At 40.0% G+C, this 12,176-nt stretch carries 16 protein-coding genes; 10 read left to right on the forward strand and 6 right to left on the reverse strand.

Annotated elements, in window-relative coordinates; genetic code table 11:
• The first annotated feature begins 104 nt into the window (after positions 1-104).
• Positions 105-374 carry a UPF0223 family protein gene (locus ASE42_RS07985; RefSeq protein WP_024424759.1) on the forward strand — a complete coding sequence of 90 codons (270 nt, stop codon included), beginning with the start codon at positions 105-107 and terminating at the stop codon, positions 372-374.
• Between the two features lie 227 nt (positions 375-601).
• Here ASE42_RS07985 and ASE42_RS07990 read toward each other — a convergent pair whose 3' ends face one another.
• The gene (locus tag ASE42_RS07990; protein ID WP_024426894.1) at positions 602-1,237 is read right to left on the reverse strand and encodes a DUF1054 domain-containing protein; all 636 of its coding nucleotides are present in this window, start codon (positions 1,235-1,237) and stop codon (positions 602-604) included.
• Positions 1,238-1,514: 277 nt separating this feature from the next.
• Between ASE42_RS07990 and ASE42_RS07995 the strand changes: the two genes are divergently transcribed.
• The 6 genes from ASE42_RS07995 (at position 1,515) to ASE42_RS08020 (ending at position 5,744) form a co-directional block, all read left to right on the forward strand.
• On the forward strand, positions 1,515-1,703 hold the full coding sequence (locus ASE42_RS07995; RefSeq protein WP_024424761.1) for a hypothetical protein: 189 nt from the start codon (positions 1,515-1,517) through the stop codon (positions 1,701-1,703).
• A 133-nt stretch (positions 1,704-1,836) separates the two neighbouring features.
• Positions 1,837-2,643, forward strand: a complete 807-nt coding sequence (locus ASE42_RS08000) for an inositol monophosphatase family protein (RefSeq protein ID WP_024426895.1) — start codon at positions 1,837-1,839, stop codon at positions 2,641-2,643.
• 111 nt (positions 2,644-2,754) lie between these two features.
• Positions 2,755-4,680: a hypothetical protein gene (locus tag ASE42_RS08005; protein ID WP_056766353.1), complete on the forward strand. Its 1,926-nt coding sequence runs from the start codon at positions 2,755-2,757 to the stop codon at positions 4,678-4,680.
• A complete protein-coding gene (locus ASE42_RS08010; RefSeq protein WP_034623302.1) occupies positions 4,670-4,933 on the forward strand; it encodes a hypothetical protein in 264 nt (87 codons plus the stop codon). Before ASE42_RS08005 ends, ASE42_RS08010 begins: the two co-directional genes overlap by 11 nt.
• Complete coding sequence (locus ASE42_RS08015) at positions 4,933-5,451, forward strand: sigma-70 family RNA polymerase sigma factor (RefSeq protein ID WP_029707654.1); 519 nt, start codon at positions 4,933-4,935, stop codon at positions 5,449-5,451. The genes ASE42_RS08010 and ASE42_RS08015 overlap by 1 nt, the downstream gene beginning before the upstream one ends.
• Complete coding sequence (locus ASE42_RS08020; RefSeq protein WP_024426899.1) at positions 5,448-5,744, forward strand: anti-sigma factor family protein; 297 nt, start codon at positions 5,448-5,450, stop codon at positions 5,742-5,744. Before ASE42_RS08015 ends, ASE42_RS08020 begins: the two co-directional genes overlap by 4 nt.
• Before the next feature lie 41 nt (positions 5,745-5,785).
• On the opposite strand, the gene ASE42_RS08025 is transcribed toward ASE42_RS08020, so the two are convergent.
• Positions 5,786-6,421, reverse strand: a complete 636-nt coding sequence (locus ASE42_RS08025) for a hypothetical protein (RefSeq protein ID WP_024424766.1) — start codon at positions 6,419-6,421, stop codon at positions 5,786-5,788.
• A 275-nt stretch (positions 6,422-6,696) separates the two neighbouring features.
• Positions 6,697-6,876 carry a DUF5325 family protein gene (locus ASE42_RS08030; RefSeq protein ID WP_024424767.1) on the reverse strand — a complete coding sequence of 60 codons (180 nt, stop codon included), beginning with the start codon at positions 6,874-6,876 and terminating at the stop codon, positions 6,697-6,699.
• 113 nt (positions 6,877-6,989) lie between these two features.
• Between ASE42_RS08030 and typA the strand changes: the two genes are divergently transcribed.
• Together typA and ASE42_RS08040 are read left to right on the forward strand one after the other, a co-directional pair.
• A complete protein-coding gene (typA, locus tag ASE42_RS08035; RefSeq protein ID WP_041084955.1) occupies positions 6,990-8,828 on the forward strand; it encodes a translational GTPase TypA in 1,839 nt (612 codons plus the stop codon).
• A gap of 96 nt (positions 8,829-8,924) precedes the next feature.
• Positions 8,925-9,206 (forward strand): YlaH-like family protein, encoded by a 282-nt coding sequence (locus ASE42_RS08040; RefSeq protein ID WP_051009092.1) that lies wholly within the window; start codon positions 8,925-8,927, stop codon positions 9,204-9,206.
• A gap of 31 nt (positions 9,207-9,237) precedes the next feature.
• On the opposite strand, the gene ASE42_RS08045 is transcribed toward ASE42_RS08040, so the two are convergent.
• On the reverse strand, positions 9,238-9,468 hold the full coding sequence (locus tag ASE42_RS08045; protein WP_024424769.1) for a YlaI family protein: 231 nt from the start codon (positions 9,466-9,468) through the stop codon (positions 9,238-9,240).
• Between the two features lie 102 nt (positions 9,469-9,570).
• Positions 9,571-10,188, reverse strand: coding sequence for a YhcN/YlaJ family sporulation lipoprotein (locus ASE42_RS08050; protein ID WP_041108870.1), 618 nt, complete (start codon positions 10,186-10,188; stop codon positions 9,571-9,573).
• A gap of 140 nt (positions 10,189-10,328) precedes the next feature.
• Between ASE42_RS08050 and ASE42_RS08055 the strand changes: the two genes are divergently transcribed.
• Complete coding sequence (locus ASE42_RS08055; protein ID WP_025092370.1) at positions 10,329-11,651, forward strand: PhoH family protein; 1,323 nt, start codon at positions 10,329-10,331, stop codon at positions 11,649-11,651.
• A gap of 15 nt (positions 11,652-11,666) precedes the next feature.
• Here ASE42_RS08055 and ASE42_RS08060 read toward each other — a convergent pair whose 3' ends face one another.
• Positions 11,667-12,149 carry a hypothetical protein gene (locus tag ASE42_RS08060; protein WP_056766355.1) on the reverse strand — a complete coding sequence of 161 codons (483 nt, stop codon included), beginning with the start codon at positions 12,147-12,149 and terminating at the stop codon, positions 11,667-11,669.
• Positions 12,150-12,176 lie beyond the last annotated feature (27 nt).

Below are 12,176 nucleotides of genomic sequence, written 5' to 3' on the forward strand. Positions count from 1 at the left end.
GAACTGATCGGAATGTAAAGCATAAAATCAATCGGTTTCTGATCAAACAGATGCTATAATAAAAGTTCAAATGAGAAATGAGTGTTAAAGTGAGGGACAAGTAAATGGAATATCAATATCCAATGGATGTCGACTGGACGACAGAGGAAAAAATTGCAGTCATTTCATTTTTTCAGGCTGTTGAAAAAGCCTATGAAAAAGGAATTGCGAAGCAGGAGTTATTAGATGCTTATAAACGATTTAAAGAGGTTGTGCCATCAAAAGCAGAGGAAAAAACGCATTGTGCGGCGTTTGAAAAGGGAAGCGGGTATTCCCCTTATCGTGCAGTGAAAACCGCAAGAGAGGCAGAAGAGACTGCTATTATACGTATGTAAAAAACGAGCCTATAAAGGCTCGTTTCAGCGTGCAGACAAACCCTCGCATTCGGTGTCAGGCCTGCGTGCCGGTGCTCACGAATGTCAAATTCGCTCCGCGCCGGTACTCGTCCTTCCTAGACTTCTAAGGTTTTCTATCACGCTGAAAAAGAAGACAAAGGGCTAAAATCAAAATCATTTTAGCCCTTTGTCAACAATTTGAATCGAGCCTATAAGGGCTCGTTTTTTTATACAGATTCTTTCTGTGTGAAGCGGTATAGATACGTCAGCGTGCGGAAAGCATTTTCGATTTTCGATAGGAATTCTTCATTATTCATTTGAACGACTTCCTCTCTAGGCAGCTGAATACCGCACAGAAGCTCGGCTTTCTTCACTGTTTGAACACGTTCAAACAGTGTTTTCAGCTGTTCGGAATCTAGTTCGCTGTGACGCATGACATCTGGTTTCATATGATCTTTAGACCAAACAAAATCTTGCGGTATTTTCTGCTGGATGGTGTCTAGCTCTTTTTCAAATAGCTGGCCGTACTCACCCTTAACTGGAGATTCATAAATGAGCGCAAACCAGACAAAGACATGTGTTTTCCAAAGCCCAATTTGAAAATGAGGGAGCTTTTTATATCCGCGCTTACTGTTTGCAAAAGCAACCCATGTATCATTTGGCGGGTTGACAGATCTTCTAGCATGCTTTGCGACGTGTACAAACATTTCGTCTCCTGTAATAGAAGAAAGAAGTGGTGCAAAATGTTCGCCAAGTGCCTCAAGCTTTGGACGGACTCTTTCTTTTAATACAGTCATTCGTTCATCTAAACCATCAACTGTGAATGTTTCAAAATCTTCATCTCTAAAACGCATTTCACTCATGTTATGCCTCCTGTATCTTTTCGCTGATCATATTTTATCATAGCTTGGGTCAAGCTCAAAAAAAGATGCACCGGCAGATAAAAGGGCGTGGTGCAGCGTTTAAAACCTTTCAATTTGTGGTACATCATTAATAGGTAAAGACACAATTTTCAGAATGTCGTTGCGGTTATGCGATCGCTTCATACGATATAAGCAAGAACCATTTCTCTTATCGATTGAATTTTTATCAATGAAAACTGACAAGGAATGAATCATTCTCTGGAAGGGGCGTTGACCAATGAAGCAAATCGTGAAGCAGGGCTATAGACAGGAGAAGAAAAATCGCATCGCTGTGTGGAGATTAGAGGTTGATTATGAGCTTTCTACGCTTCATGAAGCCATCGAACAAAAAGATGACATCCAAATCGAACGCAGCAAACGAAAGCTTGAGCGCCTAAGAAAAGAATGGGAGCAGCTTCAAGGGTAAAACAGCGTGAGGTAAAAACGAACCAATTCATCGGTTCGTTTTTGTATGAAGCTGCTTTTTTCTTGCTTTTACGTACATAATATCAGTATGCTATTACAAATAGGTCCTACATAGAAAAGAGGTTTACAATCTGATGACAAACTGGGTGGAAATTGACCGTCTTGCAAAGCTCTGGGTAAAAGAAGCAGGAAGCCGTATTAAAGCGTCCATGCAGGAAGGTCTATCAATTGAAACAAAATCAAATCCAAATGATCTAGTCACGAATATCGATAAAGAAACAGAACGTTTTTTTATTGAAAAAATACAGTCGACATTTTCAGATCATCACATTTTAGGAGAAGAGGGACAAGGGGAAGAGGTGACCTCACTCGATGGAATTGTGTGGATCATTGATCCGATCGATGGCACAATGAACTTTGTCCATCAAAAACGCAACTTTGCCATTTCAATCGGGATATTTGAAAATGGTGTGGGGAAAATCGGTCTTATTTATGACGTCATTCATGACGAGCTCTACCATGCCATTAAAGGAGAAGGAGCCTATATGAACGATATCCTGCTCCCTCCATTAAAAGATGTGGAGATTGAAAAAGCCATTGTGGGTATTAATCCGACATGGGCGATTGAAAGCCCTTATTTTGACGCCAAACCATTTGCCCGTCTTGTGCGTGACGTGAGAGGGACACGAACGATTGGATCAGCTGCCCTTGAGCTTGCTTATATTGCAAGCGGCAGAAGTGACGCATATGTCACCTTAAGGCTTGCGCCGTGGGATTATGCAGCGGGCTGCGTACTGCTTGATGAAGTAGGGGCCGTTTACTCAAATATTCACGGAGAACGTCTTACGTTCCTAGACAAAAACAGTATAGTGGCTGGAAATCGATCCATTTGTGAAAAAATCTTGCATGATTACATAAAAGGAAGCGGAAATAAAAAATAAACGACATCACTTCATGAGAATGAAGTGATTTTTTGTTTTTCCTGAAACTTTTTGGTAAGGCAGATGTCTATACGAATGAGGCCTTAATTTCATGTAAAGGATTGTGTTTCAATGTTTGATTTGTTTAGTGATTTATCGCTCCATTTTGAAAGGTATTTTATTTTAAATGAGTACAGTATCCACATCATTCAATGGTGTGTACTTGGACTATTTTTCCTGTTCGTAACACTCCCCATATGGAAAGAAAAGAGGAGTAGTTATGTATTTTATGCTGGAATCGTATTAAGAGTTGTTCTGCTTGGCGGGATGACAGTTGAAATGATCCACCAAGTTCTGTCTAGACAGTATACGATCGAAACATTTGAAGTGCTGACAGATTTTATGCAATTTCTCATTTATGGGTATGTCTTGCTTGCATCACTGTACTATGTGATTACTCTTCCTTATTTAAAAAATAAAGGTATGTTCTTTGTTTTTGATTTATCTGTATTACTTCTGCCTTTATGTCAAACAGTGTTTATTGTGTTTGCTGAAAGCAAAAAGTTCTTTCTTAGCGGTGATACGGGGCTAGTATGGAGAGATATGATCACCATTTTGGTTATGGTTTGCTTTGCCGCTTTGCTGCTGCACCTTTTCTTTCGCTTGTTTTGGCACTGGAAGTGGAAGGAATTGCTGTTGTTCTATGGCCTAATTTTCGCAGCCTTGCTTTATATATTTTATCCTTCTATTTCGAAGTATGAACTTCAATCTACATTTAAATCGATTGTCATTTTAGCGGCAGCAGCAGGAAGCTTTTTGACGATTTATTTGTTATCTGCTTTACTACGGGACAAGCTGAGATTAAGGCAGTGGGGCGCTGGTTGTATAGCTGTCTTTTTTCTGCTGTTACTCAACCCGGTTGTCAATATTCCTCATACCATGTTCCAATTTACCAAAACGGAACTGGTAGATACTTTTTCAGAAGAATATCGCCCTTTATCAGCAGTGAGTGCAAAAGCATTCGCTTCAAAATTTGTACCAGAGGATCAATCGCTTTATTTAAATGCTAGTCATCAGCCTATCCCTTATCATTACGTGTTTGCAGATGATCAGTATGAAGTGAATATTTCTGCGTTTACAGGTGAATTAAGCGGATATTCTTATCGAGGTCGTGTAGAGGGAAAGGAGATGACCGATAAAGAATATAGGAAAAAAACCATTGAATTTTTCGAAAGAAGCGGGCGGTCAATCGATCTACAGCGCATTCAATTAGCTGTAAAAAAAGAGGACGGTGAGACGAATGTTCTTCTTCTGCCAAAAATGTCTCAGAATGAACGTGACAGCTTTGCGTTTGCCACTTGGAAAAAAGGGACCCTTCGACAAGCGCAATACGAAAACGCCATCTTTCAATTAAAGGATATAGACGGCATCCGTTTAACAGAAACTGAGATAAAAAACAGGGTCAACAGTATTTATCAAAATTTAAATCTAAAGCCGCCAGTATATCAAATCACAGGCATTGATGATTTTTATTATGATTGGCAGCATGAAGTGAGGGTCACAACAAAAGATCAATCGGAGTTTCTGTTTAATGGCTCAACAAAAGAAGTTATCAGCTTTAAGCTGTCAAAAGCGATTCTTCAACAGAAAAAAGGGAACGTCAGCGATGAAGATTTGTTAAAAATCATAGGGAAAACGCCAAAAGACGTAAGGAAAGAAACAGGTACTAGTGAAAGCAAACAATATACGTTTAACCGTTCCTCTCATGTCGCCAATCTGTTTAAAGGGGATGATGGAATTGAGTTGAGAGTGCAAGTTGCTTCTTCTATCCCGCACGCAGTATCTAATCAAAATCGTGAGGACGTCTATCAGCAAGTACTTAAAAGGTATAAACCATATACGATCTATAAAAAACAAATAAAACCTGTGAAGATGATCGACAAAGAAGGGAACATCGACATTTCATGGCTTGTCATCATACAAACCTTCGGATCAAATGAGCATAAAATCTATGAAGTGAATGGACGAACAAAAGAGGTGCATCGTTTTGACAGATAAAGAAAAACAAGCCATCTTTCAAGACTTATATGAACTGTATCAAGAAGGGGATCTGGGAGCCGAGGCAGCCAGCTGGATGAAGGCACACGAGCAGCAATTTCAGCATGTAGACACGGGTAAAAAGCAGTCTTCATCGCCGATGAAAGGTCAGAATGACTATGACGAGTTAAAACGTATGAAAGGGTTTATTTACTCGTTATATTTCTTTTTTATCGTTTTATCGATTTGGATGACTGTGTGGTTTTATTTTTGATGTCCAGACCAGCAGACCAAATTGAAAAAATCTATGAAGAATATTTTCAGGAAATCACTAAATATTTATATCGCCGGACGGGAAATATGGAAACGGCCAAGGACCTTGCACAGGACGTATTTATGAAGGCACTGCATGGGTTGTCCTCCTTTAAGGGACATTCAAGTATGAAAACATGGCTTTATACCATTGCGTATCACACATTTGTGAATGATTATCGCCGAAAAATAAGATGGACTTTTACGAACGTAGAGGAAATAGATTTCTTAGAGCAGCAGTCGTTCACGACACCAGAAGATCACATTGAAAAACAAGCTGATATAGAAAGGCTGTGGCATCATATTTATCAGCTGAAGGATTCCTACCGGGAGGTCCTTATTTTAAGAGATATTCAAGAATTGTCATATGAAGAAGTAGCTGAAATTTTGAATTGGAGTTTATCTAAAGTCAAAACAACCCTTCATCGAGCCAGATTAGAGCTGAAGCGAAAGCTACATTGTGAGGAGTTCAATAAATGAGCTGTTATTTGATTGAAGAATTGTTACCACTTTATATAGAGGGGGACACAAGTGCAGAAACAAATAAAATTGTTGCAGAGCACTTACAATCCTGCGAGAGCTGCCAACACCTTTATCACGAAATGAAAGAGCCAATAACCTTTATACAAACCCCTGATCTCATGCCATATATAGATGAAAAGGAAGAAAGAAGAAAATTCGAAAAGCGCTACTATGGCAAGCTGTTATATCGAGCAAGTATCGCGTTTTGTATGGGATATGTCGTGATGATCATTCTTTATTGGCTGAAATAAAAAACCCCCATCTGGATAAACCAGGTGGGGGTTTTTCTAGCTTAGCTTAATTTTTCTTTCGCAATTTGAACTGCATCATAGAACGTTTTCAATTGCTCTTGAGGAATTTTCTTAAGCATTTGGTTGAAAACAAGTAATTCAGTAGAGCTGAATCCAAGACCTTTTGCGATTTTTGAATCAATCACAACGTTTCCTTTTTTGTCTAGAACAAGGGCATCACCAGCAAGATCAGCAATTCTGATCACTGATTTGAAAAGCTTTTCGAATTTAGCCGCTTCTTCTTTTGTAAGACCAAGTTCAACAGCTTTTGCTGCATCAAAAACCAATTTCCCTTTTTCGTTTTTAGTGATGCTTTCACTGAAAACGATTGTAAGAACAGCTGCGCGATCTAAGAATTTCTCAGCAGTCGCCGCTTCTTCTTCAGTTAGTCCGAGCTCAACAGCTTTTTTCACATCAAATGTGTAGTTGTTGTCTTCCTCAACAAATGAATTGATGAGAATGTTGATGACACGCTCGTTTTTCTCCAATAATTCTTTAATGATTTGCTGCTGTTCAAAAGGAATTCCTTTGAAAGTTGCAGCGCTTGCTTGCCCAGGAGCTACTGTTGTGAAAGTAAGAATGATAGCTAAAGCGAAAAATACAACAGAGCTGAGCGATTTGCTCAAAAACTTCTTCATGCTTCTTTTCTCTCCCTTTTCTGTTAAATTTTGTTGCAAGAAAAGCATACCATGAGAAACTTTGTGGAAGAATAGGAAAATTGTAACTTTATGTTTGATTTTGGAGAACTATAAAAGTTCTTGTCGATAAATAGAGGGGTTCAGATTGCTTACTTTTGTCAATTCTTCAAGATACGTTCCGTCTGAAAAATGGAGCTTTCATAGGTGATTTGTCTTGTTTTTACTCAAAATAAAAAGCCTTCTACATATAGAATGTAAAAGGCTTTTAACTAATTTTATGATTGCACGTTTAATTTTCTTTTTAATGTAAATCCTGTACCCATGAAAATCATGGCGAACACGATACTTAAACATATGCCCAGTATGTTTTTTTCTGCAAGAGATACCCCAATAAACGCCATACTGACAACTGCAAGTAATGCACATAATAATAGAAGCCATTTGATTTGTTTCATTTGTCTTCATCCCTTTTTTTAGAGTTAATATAAGTTTACAGAAAAACGATCGGCATTTAAAGGGGATTGTGATATAATATGAAAGTTATCTAATTATTTTAGGAGATGAAAATGTGAAACTTCGAAAAGACCTTCGCAACATCGCAATTATTGCCCACGTTGACCATGGTAAAACGACGCTTGTTGACCAATTGCTCCATCAAGCTGGTACTTTCCGTGCGAATGAAAATATCGCTGAGAGAGCCATGGATTCAAATGATTTAGAGCGAGAGCGCGGTATTACGATTTTAGCTAAAAATACTGCGATCCATTATAAAGATACACGCATTAATATTTTAGATACACCAGGACACGCCGATTTCGGTGGTGAAGTTGAGCGTATCATGAAAATGGTAGATGGTGTACTCCTCGTTGTGGATGCTTATGAAGGCTGTATGCCTCAAACACGCTTTGTGCTGAAAAAAGCACTTGAGCAAAACTTAACACCAATCGTTGTCGTCAATAAAATTGACCGCGACTTTGCTCGTCCGGCTGAAGTAGTCGATGAAGTAATCGACTTGTTTATTGAATTGGATGCAACAGAAGAACAGCTTGAATTCCCAGTTGTCTATGCATCAGCAATCAATGGTACAGCAAGTAATGATGCGAGCAAGCAAGATGAAAACATGGAATCTTTGTTTGAAGCCATTGTGAACCATATTCCTTGCCCAGTTGATAACCATGAAGAGCCGCTTCAATTCCAAGTGGCACTACTTGATTACAATGATTATGTTGGCAGAATTGGAATTGGCCGTGTATTCAGAGGAACAATGCAAGTAGGACAGCAGGTAGCCTTGATGAAAGTCGACGGCACTGTGAAACAATTCCGTGTAACAAAGATCTTTGGTTTCCAAGGGTTAAAACGAGTGGAAATCAACGAAGCGAAAGCGGGAGATCTTGTCGCTGTATCTGGAATGGAAGACATCAACGTAGGTGAAACGGTTTGTCCGGTAGAACACCAAGAAGCACTTCCAATCCTTCGTATTGATGAGCCGACACTTCAAATGACGTTTGTTGTAAACAACAGCCCATTTGCAGGCCGTGAAGGAAAATACGTGACATCACGTAAAATCGAAGAGCGTTTAGAGCAGCAGCTTCAAACAGATGTCAGTCTTCGTGTAGATCCAACTGATTCACCTGATGCTTGGGTTGTTTCTGGACGCGGAGAGCTTCACTTATCCATTCTCATTGAGAATATGAGACGTGAAGGTTTTGAATTACAAGTATCGAAGCCAGAAGTTATTGTAAAAGAAGTTGATGGTGTTCGATGTGAGCCTGTAGAGCGCGTTCAAATTGATGTACCAGAAGAGCATACTGGCTCTGTTATGGAATCAATGGGTGCAAGAAAAGGTGAAATGATTGACATGATCAATAATGGTAACGGTCAAGTTCGCCTGATCTTTACAGTGCCATCACGTGGTTTAATTGGATATACAACTGAATTTCTTTCATTAACTCGTGGTTTTGGTATTTTGAACCATACGTTTGACAGCTACCAGCCAATGCAGTCTGGTCAAGTCGGCGGACGCCGTCAAGGTGTACTTGTTTCAATGGAAACAGGTAAAGCGACTGCTTACGGAATCCAAGGCGTGGAAGAGCGCGGTGTGATCTTTGTTGAGCCGGGTACTGAAGTATACCAAGGCATGATCGTTGGGGAGCATAACCGTGAGAACGACCTTGTTGTAAACGTAAGCCGTATGAAACAACAAACAAACGTACGTTCAGCGACGAAAGATCAAACGGTTAGCATGAAAAAACCTCGTATTATGTCACTTGAGGAATCTCTTGAGTACTTGAATGAAGACGAATACTGTGAGGTTACACCTGAATCAATTCGTCTTAGAAAGAAAATTTTAGACAAAAACGAACGTGAGAAAGCAGCGAAGAAGAAAAAGCTAGCAGGATTATCTTAATTCCATGAAGAATTAAAAAGATAGAACCCTGAAAGATAAGGGGAGGGAATCTTTTTGAATGATCAGGAAGTAAGTGAAAATTTATCCTTTTTCGCGATGCTGTTTCGTGTCGATGAAAATCCGCAAACAGGGATGTGGCTCCTATATGGCACCATCCTTGTTTTAGCGATTATTGTTTTTAAGCTCGGCTTTGCAAGACGTTTACCGATTTTAAAAGCGCTCGTAATTTATTTGTTTTTGATTTTTGGCTGCACGTTTCTCACATTTCTAGGAATCTTCCTGCCGGTAGCGGAAGGACTGGTTGTGGCAGCTGCCATTTTGATTATTTATAAAATACGGTTGCATCGTGCGAAAAAAGAAGGAACAGTCAGTACGTAAAAAAAGACCTGAACATGTGTCAGGTCTTTTTTTATGTCTTTTGTTCTTTCTTTCCTTTTTTCTTCTTTTTCTCTTTCGTCGCAGGATCCTGATAAAGAGAGAATCTGCCAGTTTTGATGCGAGCTTCAGTCTTTATTTTAATGCGTTCTTGGCAGTCATCGCACATATATGTATGAATGGGCCGGTTTCTTAACCGTTTAGCAACAAGTGTATCATCATCAATGGTTTCAAGCTTTTCACATAATGAGCACTTCACTCTCATCATTTTCACCTCACTTTATTGCATTTATTATAGCATGTTTTCCAGCTACTTAAAATCAGCGTAGAAAAAGGCTTATATCACAGGAGATATAAGCCGTTCTCATTAGTTCTTCTGATTCATATGATGGTTTGATTGGTCGTTTTGATTTTTTTCTAACTGCTTTTGATCCTGTTCTTTGAGCTGATTATTCGGATCATTTGTCGGATCCTTTTCGTTACGGTCGATCTCATTTCTCGGCATCTCTGGCATCACGCGGCCGACAATGGCAGCCAGTTCATCCATAATACCGCTTACAGGACGGCCTGCTTGGATTTCTTTGCCCATTTCTTTTAAACGGCTGACTGTATCCGGATCAGCAACCACAACAGCATTTGCACCTTCCGGGTCATTTCTCAGCGCTTTTGCAACTGAATATTTAATGGTTTCTACTTTGCTTCTATCTAAATCATTTTTTACATCAATACCTACAACAGCATAACGGCCGATGACGATTGCCGTTGCATCATTGACATCTGCTACGTGCTCTGTCACATTGACAAGATGCTCCGCAACATCTGTAGATGGGCGGGCTTGATTTGTCTTTTTCTTCGATGAGTCTGACACCCGTACTAAGTGCTGGCGTCCATCTTGCTTGTCCAGCGCCTCTGGCTTTTCCTGCTGCTGGCAAGCGCCTAACAGAATGATCGTTTGAATCATGAATAATGTCAAAAATAGTCGCATTTATATTCCCTCCTTCACAAACTGCATGATTTATTTTATTGTTGAATTAACCTTCTAACTTTATTCATGAAAACATATATTTTAACAATCGTTTTGGGAAAGACAAGGATGAATGAAACCCCGATCAGGAGGCGAAGGACCTGAGTAAAATTTATGTATTAGACACAAATGTGTTATTACAGGATCCGAATTCAATCTTTTCATTTGAAGACAACGAGGTCGTCATTCCGGCCGTTGTGTTAGAAGAAGTAGACTCGAAAAAGAGATACATGGACGAGGTTGGGCAAAACGCCCGGCGCGTCTCACGTTTAATCGACGGTTTGAGATCGAAAGGGAAACTGCATGAAAAAATTACGCTAGAGTCAAAAGGGACGCTGCGCATCGAGCTGAATCACCGCTCTTTCCATGAACTTCAAGAAATTTTTATTGAAAAAACGAACGATAATCGGATTTTGGCTGTCGCGAAAAATTTGAGCTTAGAGGAAGAAACAAAGCCTCACGGCCGGCCTGTCATTTTGGTCAGTAAGGATGTCTTAGTCAGGGTAAAGGCAGATGCTATAGGTCTCCAAGCAGAGGACTTCTTAAGTGACCGTGTGCTGCAAAACGAAGACATTGATAACGGCTATCATGAGCTCTATATTCCGACGGAGCAATTGAATACATTTTATAAGCAAAGTCAATTGCCGATAAAAGAAGTCACAAGTGCACCATTAAACCCTCATCAATTTGTCATTATGAAGGGGAATGAAGGCGGCTCTGCTTTAGGAATGCTTGATCAAAAGGCAGAGCACGTGAAACGGCTTATTTATGATCAAGAGCATGTTTGGGGAATCCGTCCGAAAAATGTTCAGCAGACGATGGCCCTAGAGCTGCTATTGCGCCGTGATATTCCGCTCGTGACATTGATCGGAAAAGCGGGTACTGGTAAAACACTCCTTGCACTGGCTGCTGGATTAATGCAGACAGAGGATCTCGGCATGTTTAAAAAATTGATCGTAGCCCGTTCAATTGTTCCTGTCGGCAAGGACTTAGGCTACTTGCCAGGTGAAAAGGAAGAGAAACTCAGACCATGGATGCAGCCGATCTATGACAACCTAGAATTTTTATTTAATACAAAAAAACCTGGTGAACTTGATGCGATTTTGGCGGGAATTGGTTCTATTCAAGTGGAAGCTTTAACGTATATCCGCGGAAGAAGTATCCCTGATCAATTTATTATCATTGATGAGGCACAGAATTTAACGAAACACGAGGTAAAAACATTATTAACGCGCGTCGGAGAGGGAAGTAAAATTGTGCTGATGGGGGACCCGGAGCAGATTGATCATCCTTATTTAGACAGCTTAAATAATGGGCTTACGTATGTCATTGAGCGGTTCAAAGGACAGCAAATATCTGGACATGTCAAGCTTGTCAAAGGAGAAAGGTCTGGACTTGCACAGCTTGCAGCTGATTTGCTGTAGTCCAGACCCTCTGTCTTATGTAATGATGAGCTCTTTGACACCTTTTATCGGCTGAGTGAAGTTGGACTGATCCGCGAAATAAACGTGGATTGGTCCTTCTTCAGTCATAGGCTTCCCATTTTGGCTGAAGTGTGCAATGCTTTCCATTGCCTGAGAAAGCGGAACAGCAATTGTCTCTGTTTCTGTGACAAATTCACATGTGTCTGCATGTTCAAGCGGTTCTGCATTTTTCAGCATATCACCCAGCTTCATTCCGAAGCTGCCTGTGATGAGTCTTTCCTTTTCGTACTTCTTCTCTGTTTTTAAAGTGGGTGGAAGTGTTTGTCCTTCTCTGATTACCCGCTCTTGGTCAAGCTCCTGATCCAGCTGACTTTCTTCATTTGCTGTCCTTTTTTCAAAAAATGAATCCATTAAAAATTTGCGGTCATCAAAAATCCATACACTTGGATCAATGGTGATCTTGTACTTTACGTTCCCCTTAATTTGAATGATGCTCATGTTCAAGACAACCCCTTTCCACCATAA

The sequence above is a fragment of the Bacillus sp. Root920 genome, assembly GCF_001429445.1.
Lineage (GTDB): Bacteria > Bacillota > Bacilli > Bacillales > Bacillaceae > Bacillus > Bacillus safensis.

Coding starts and splice junctions, on each gene's coding strand:
- ASE42_RS08020 (WP_024426899.1), top strand. CDS start 5,448: ATGAGCTGTTATTTGATTGAAGAATTGTTACCACTTTATATAGAGGGG.
- ASE42_RS07995 (WP_024424761.1), top strand. CDS start 1,515: ATGAAGCAAATCGTGAAGCAGGGCTATAGACAGGAGAAGAAAAATCGC.
- ASE42_RS08000 (WP_024426895.1), top strand. CDS start 1,837: ATGACAAACTGGGTGGAAATTGACCGTCTTGCAAAGCTCTGGGTAAAA.
- ASE42_RS08040 (WP_051009092.1), top strand. CDS start 8,925: ATGCTGTTTCGTGTCGATGAAAATCCGCAAACAGGGATGTGGCTCCTA.
- ASE42_RS08060 (WP_056766355.1), bottom strand. CDS start 12,149: ATGAGCATCATTCAAATTAAGGGGAACGTAAAGTACAAGATCACCATT.
- ASE42_RS08030 (WP_024424767.1), bottom strand. CDS start 6,876: ATGAAACAAATCAAATGGCTTCTATTATTATGTGCATTACTTGCAGTT.
- ASE42_RS08045 (WP_024424769.1), bottom strand. CDS start 9,468: ATGAGAGTGAAGTGCTCATTATGTGAAAAGCTTGAAACCATTGATGAT.
- ASE42_RS07985 (WP_024424759.1), top strand. CDS start 105: ATGGAATATCAATATCCAATGGATGTCGACTGGACGACAGAGGAAAAA.
- ASE42_RS07990 (WP_024426894.1), bottom strand. CDS start 1,237: ATGAGTGAAATGCGTTTTAGAGATGAAGATTTTGAAACATTCACAGTT.
- ASE42_RS08025 (WP_024424766.1), bottom strand. CDS start 6,421: ATGAAGAAGTTTTTGAGCAAATCGCTCAGCTCTGTTGTATTTTTCGCT.
- ASE42_RS08050 (WP_041108870.1), bottom strand. CDS start 10,188: ATGCGACTATTTTTGACATTATTCATGATTCAAACGATCATTCTGTTA.
- ASE42_RS08015 (WP_029707654.1), top strand. CDS start 4,933: ATGTCCAGACCAGCAGACCAAATTGAAAAAATCTATGAAGAATATTTT.
- ASE42_RS08005 (WP_056766353.1), top strand. CDS start 2,755: ATGTTTGATTTGTTTAGTGATTTATCGCTCCATTTTGAAAGGTATTTT.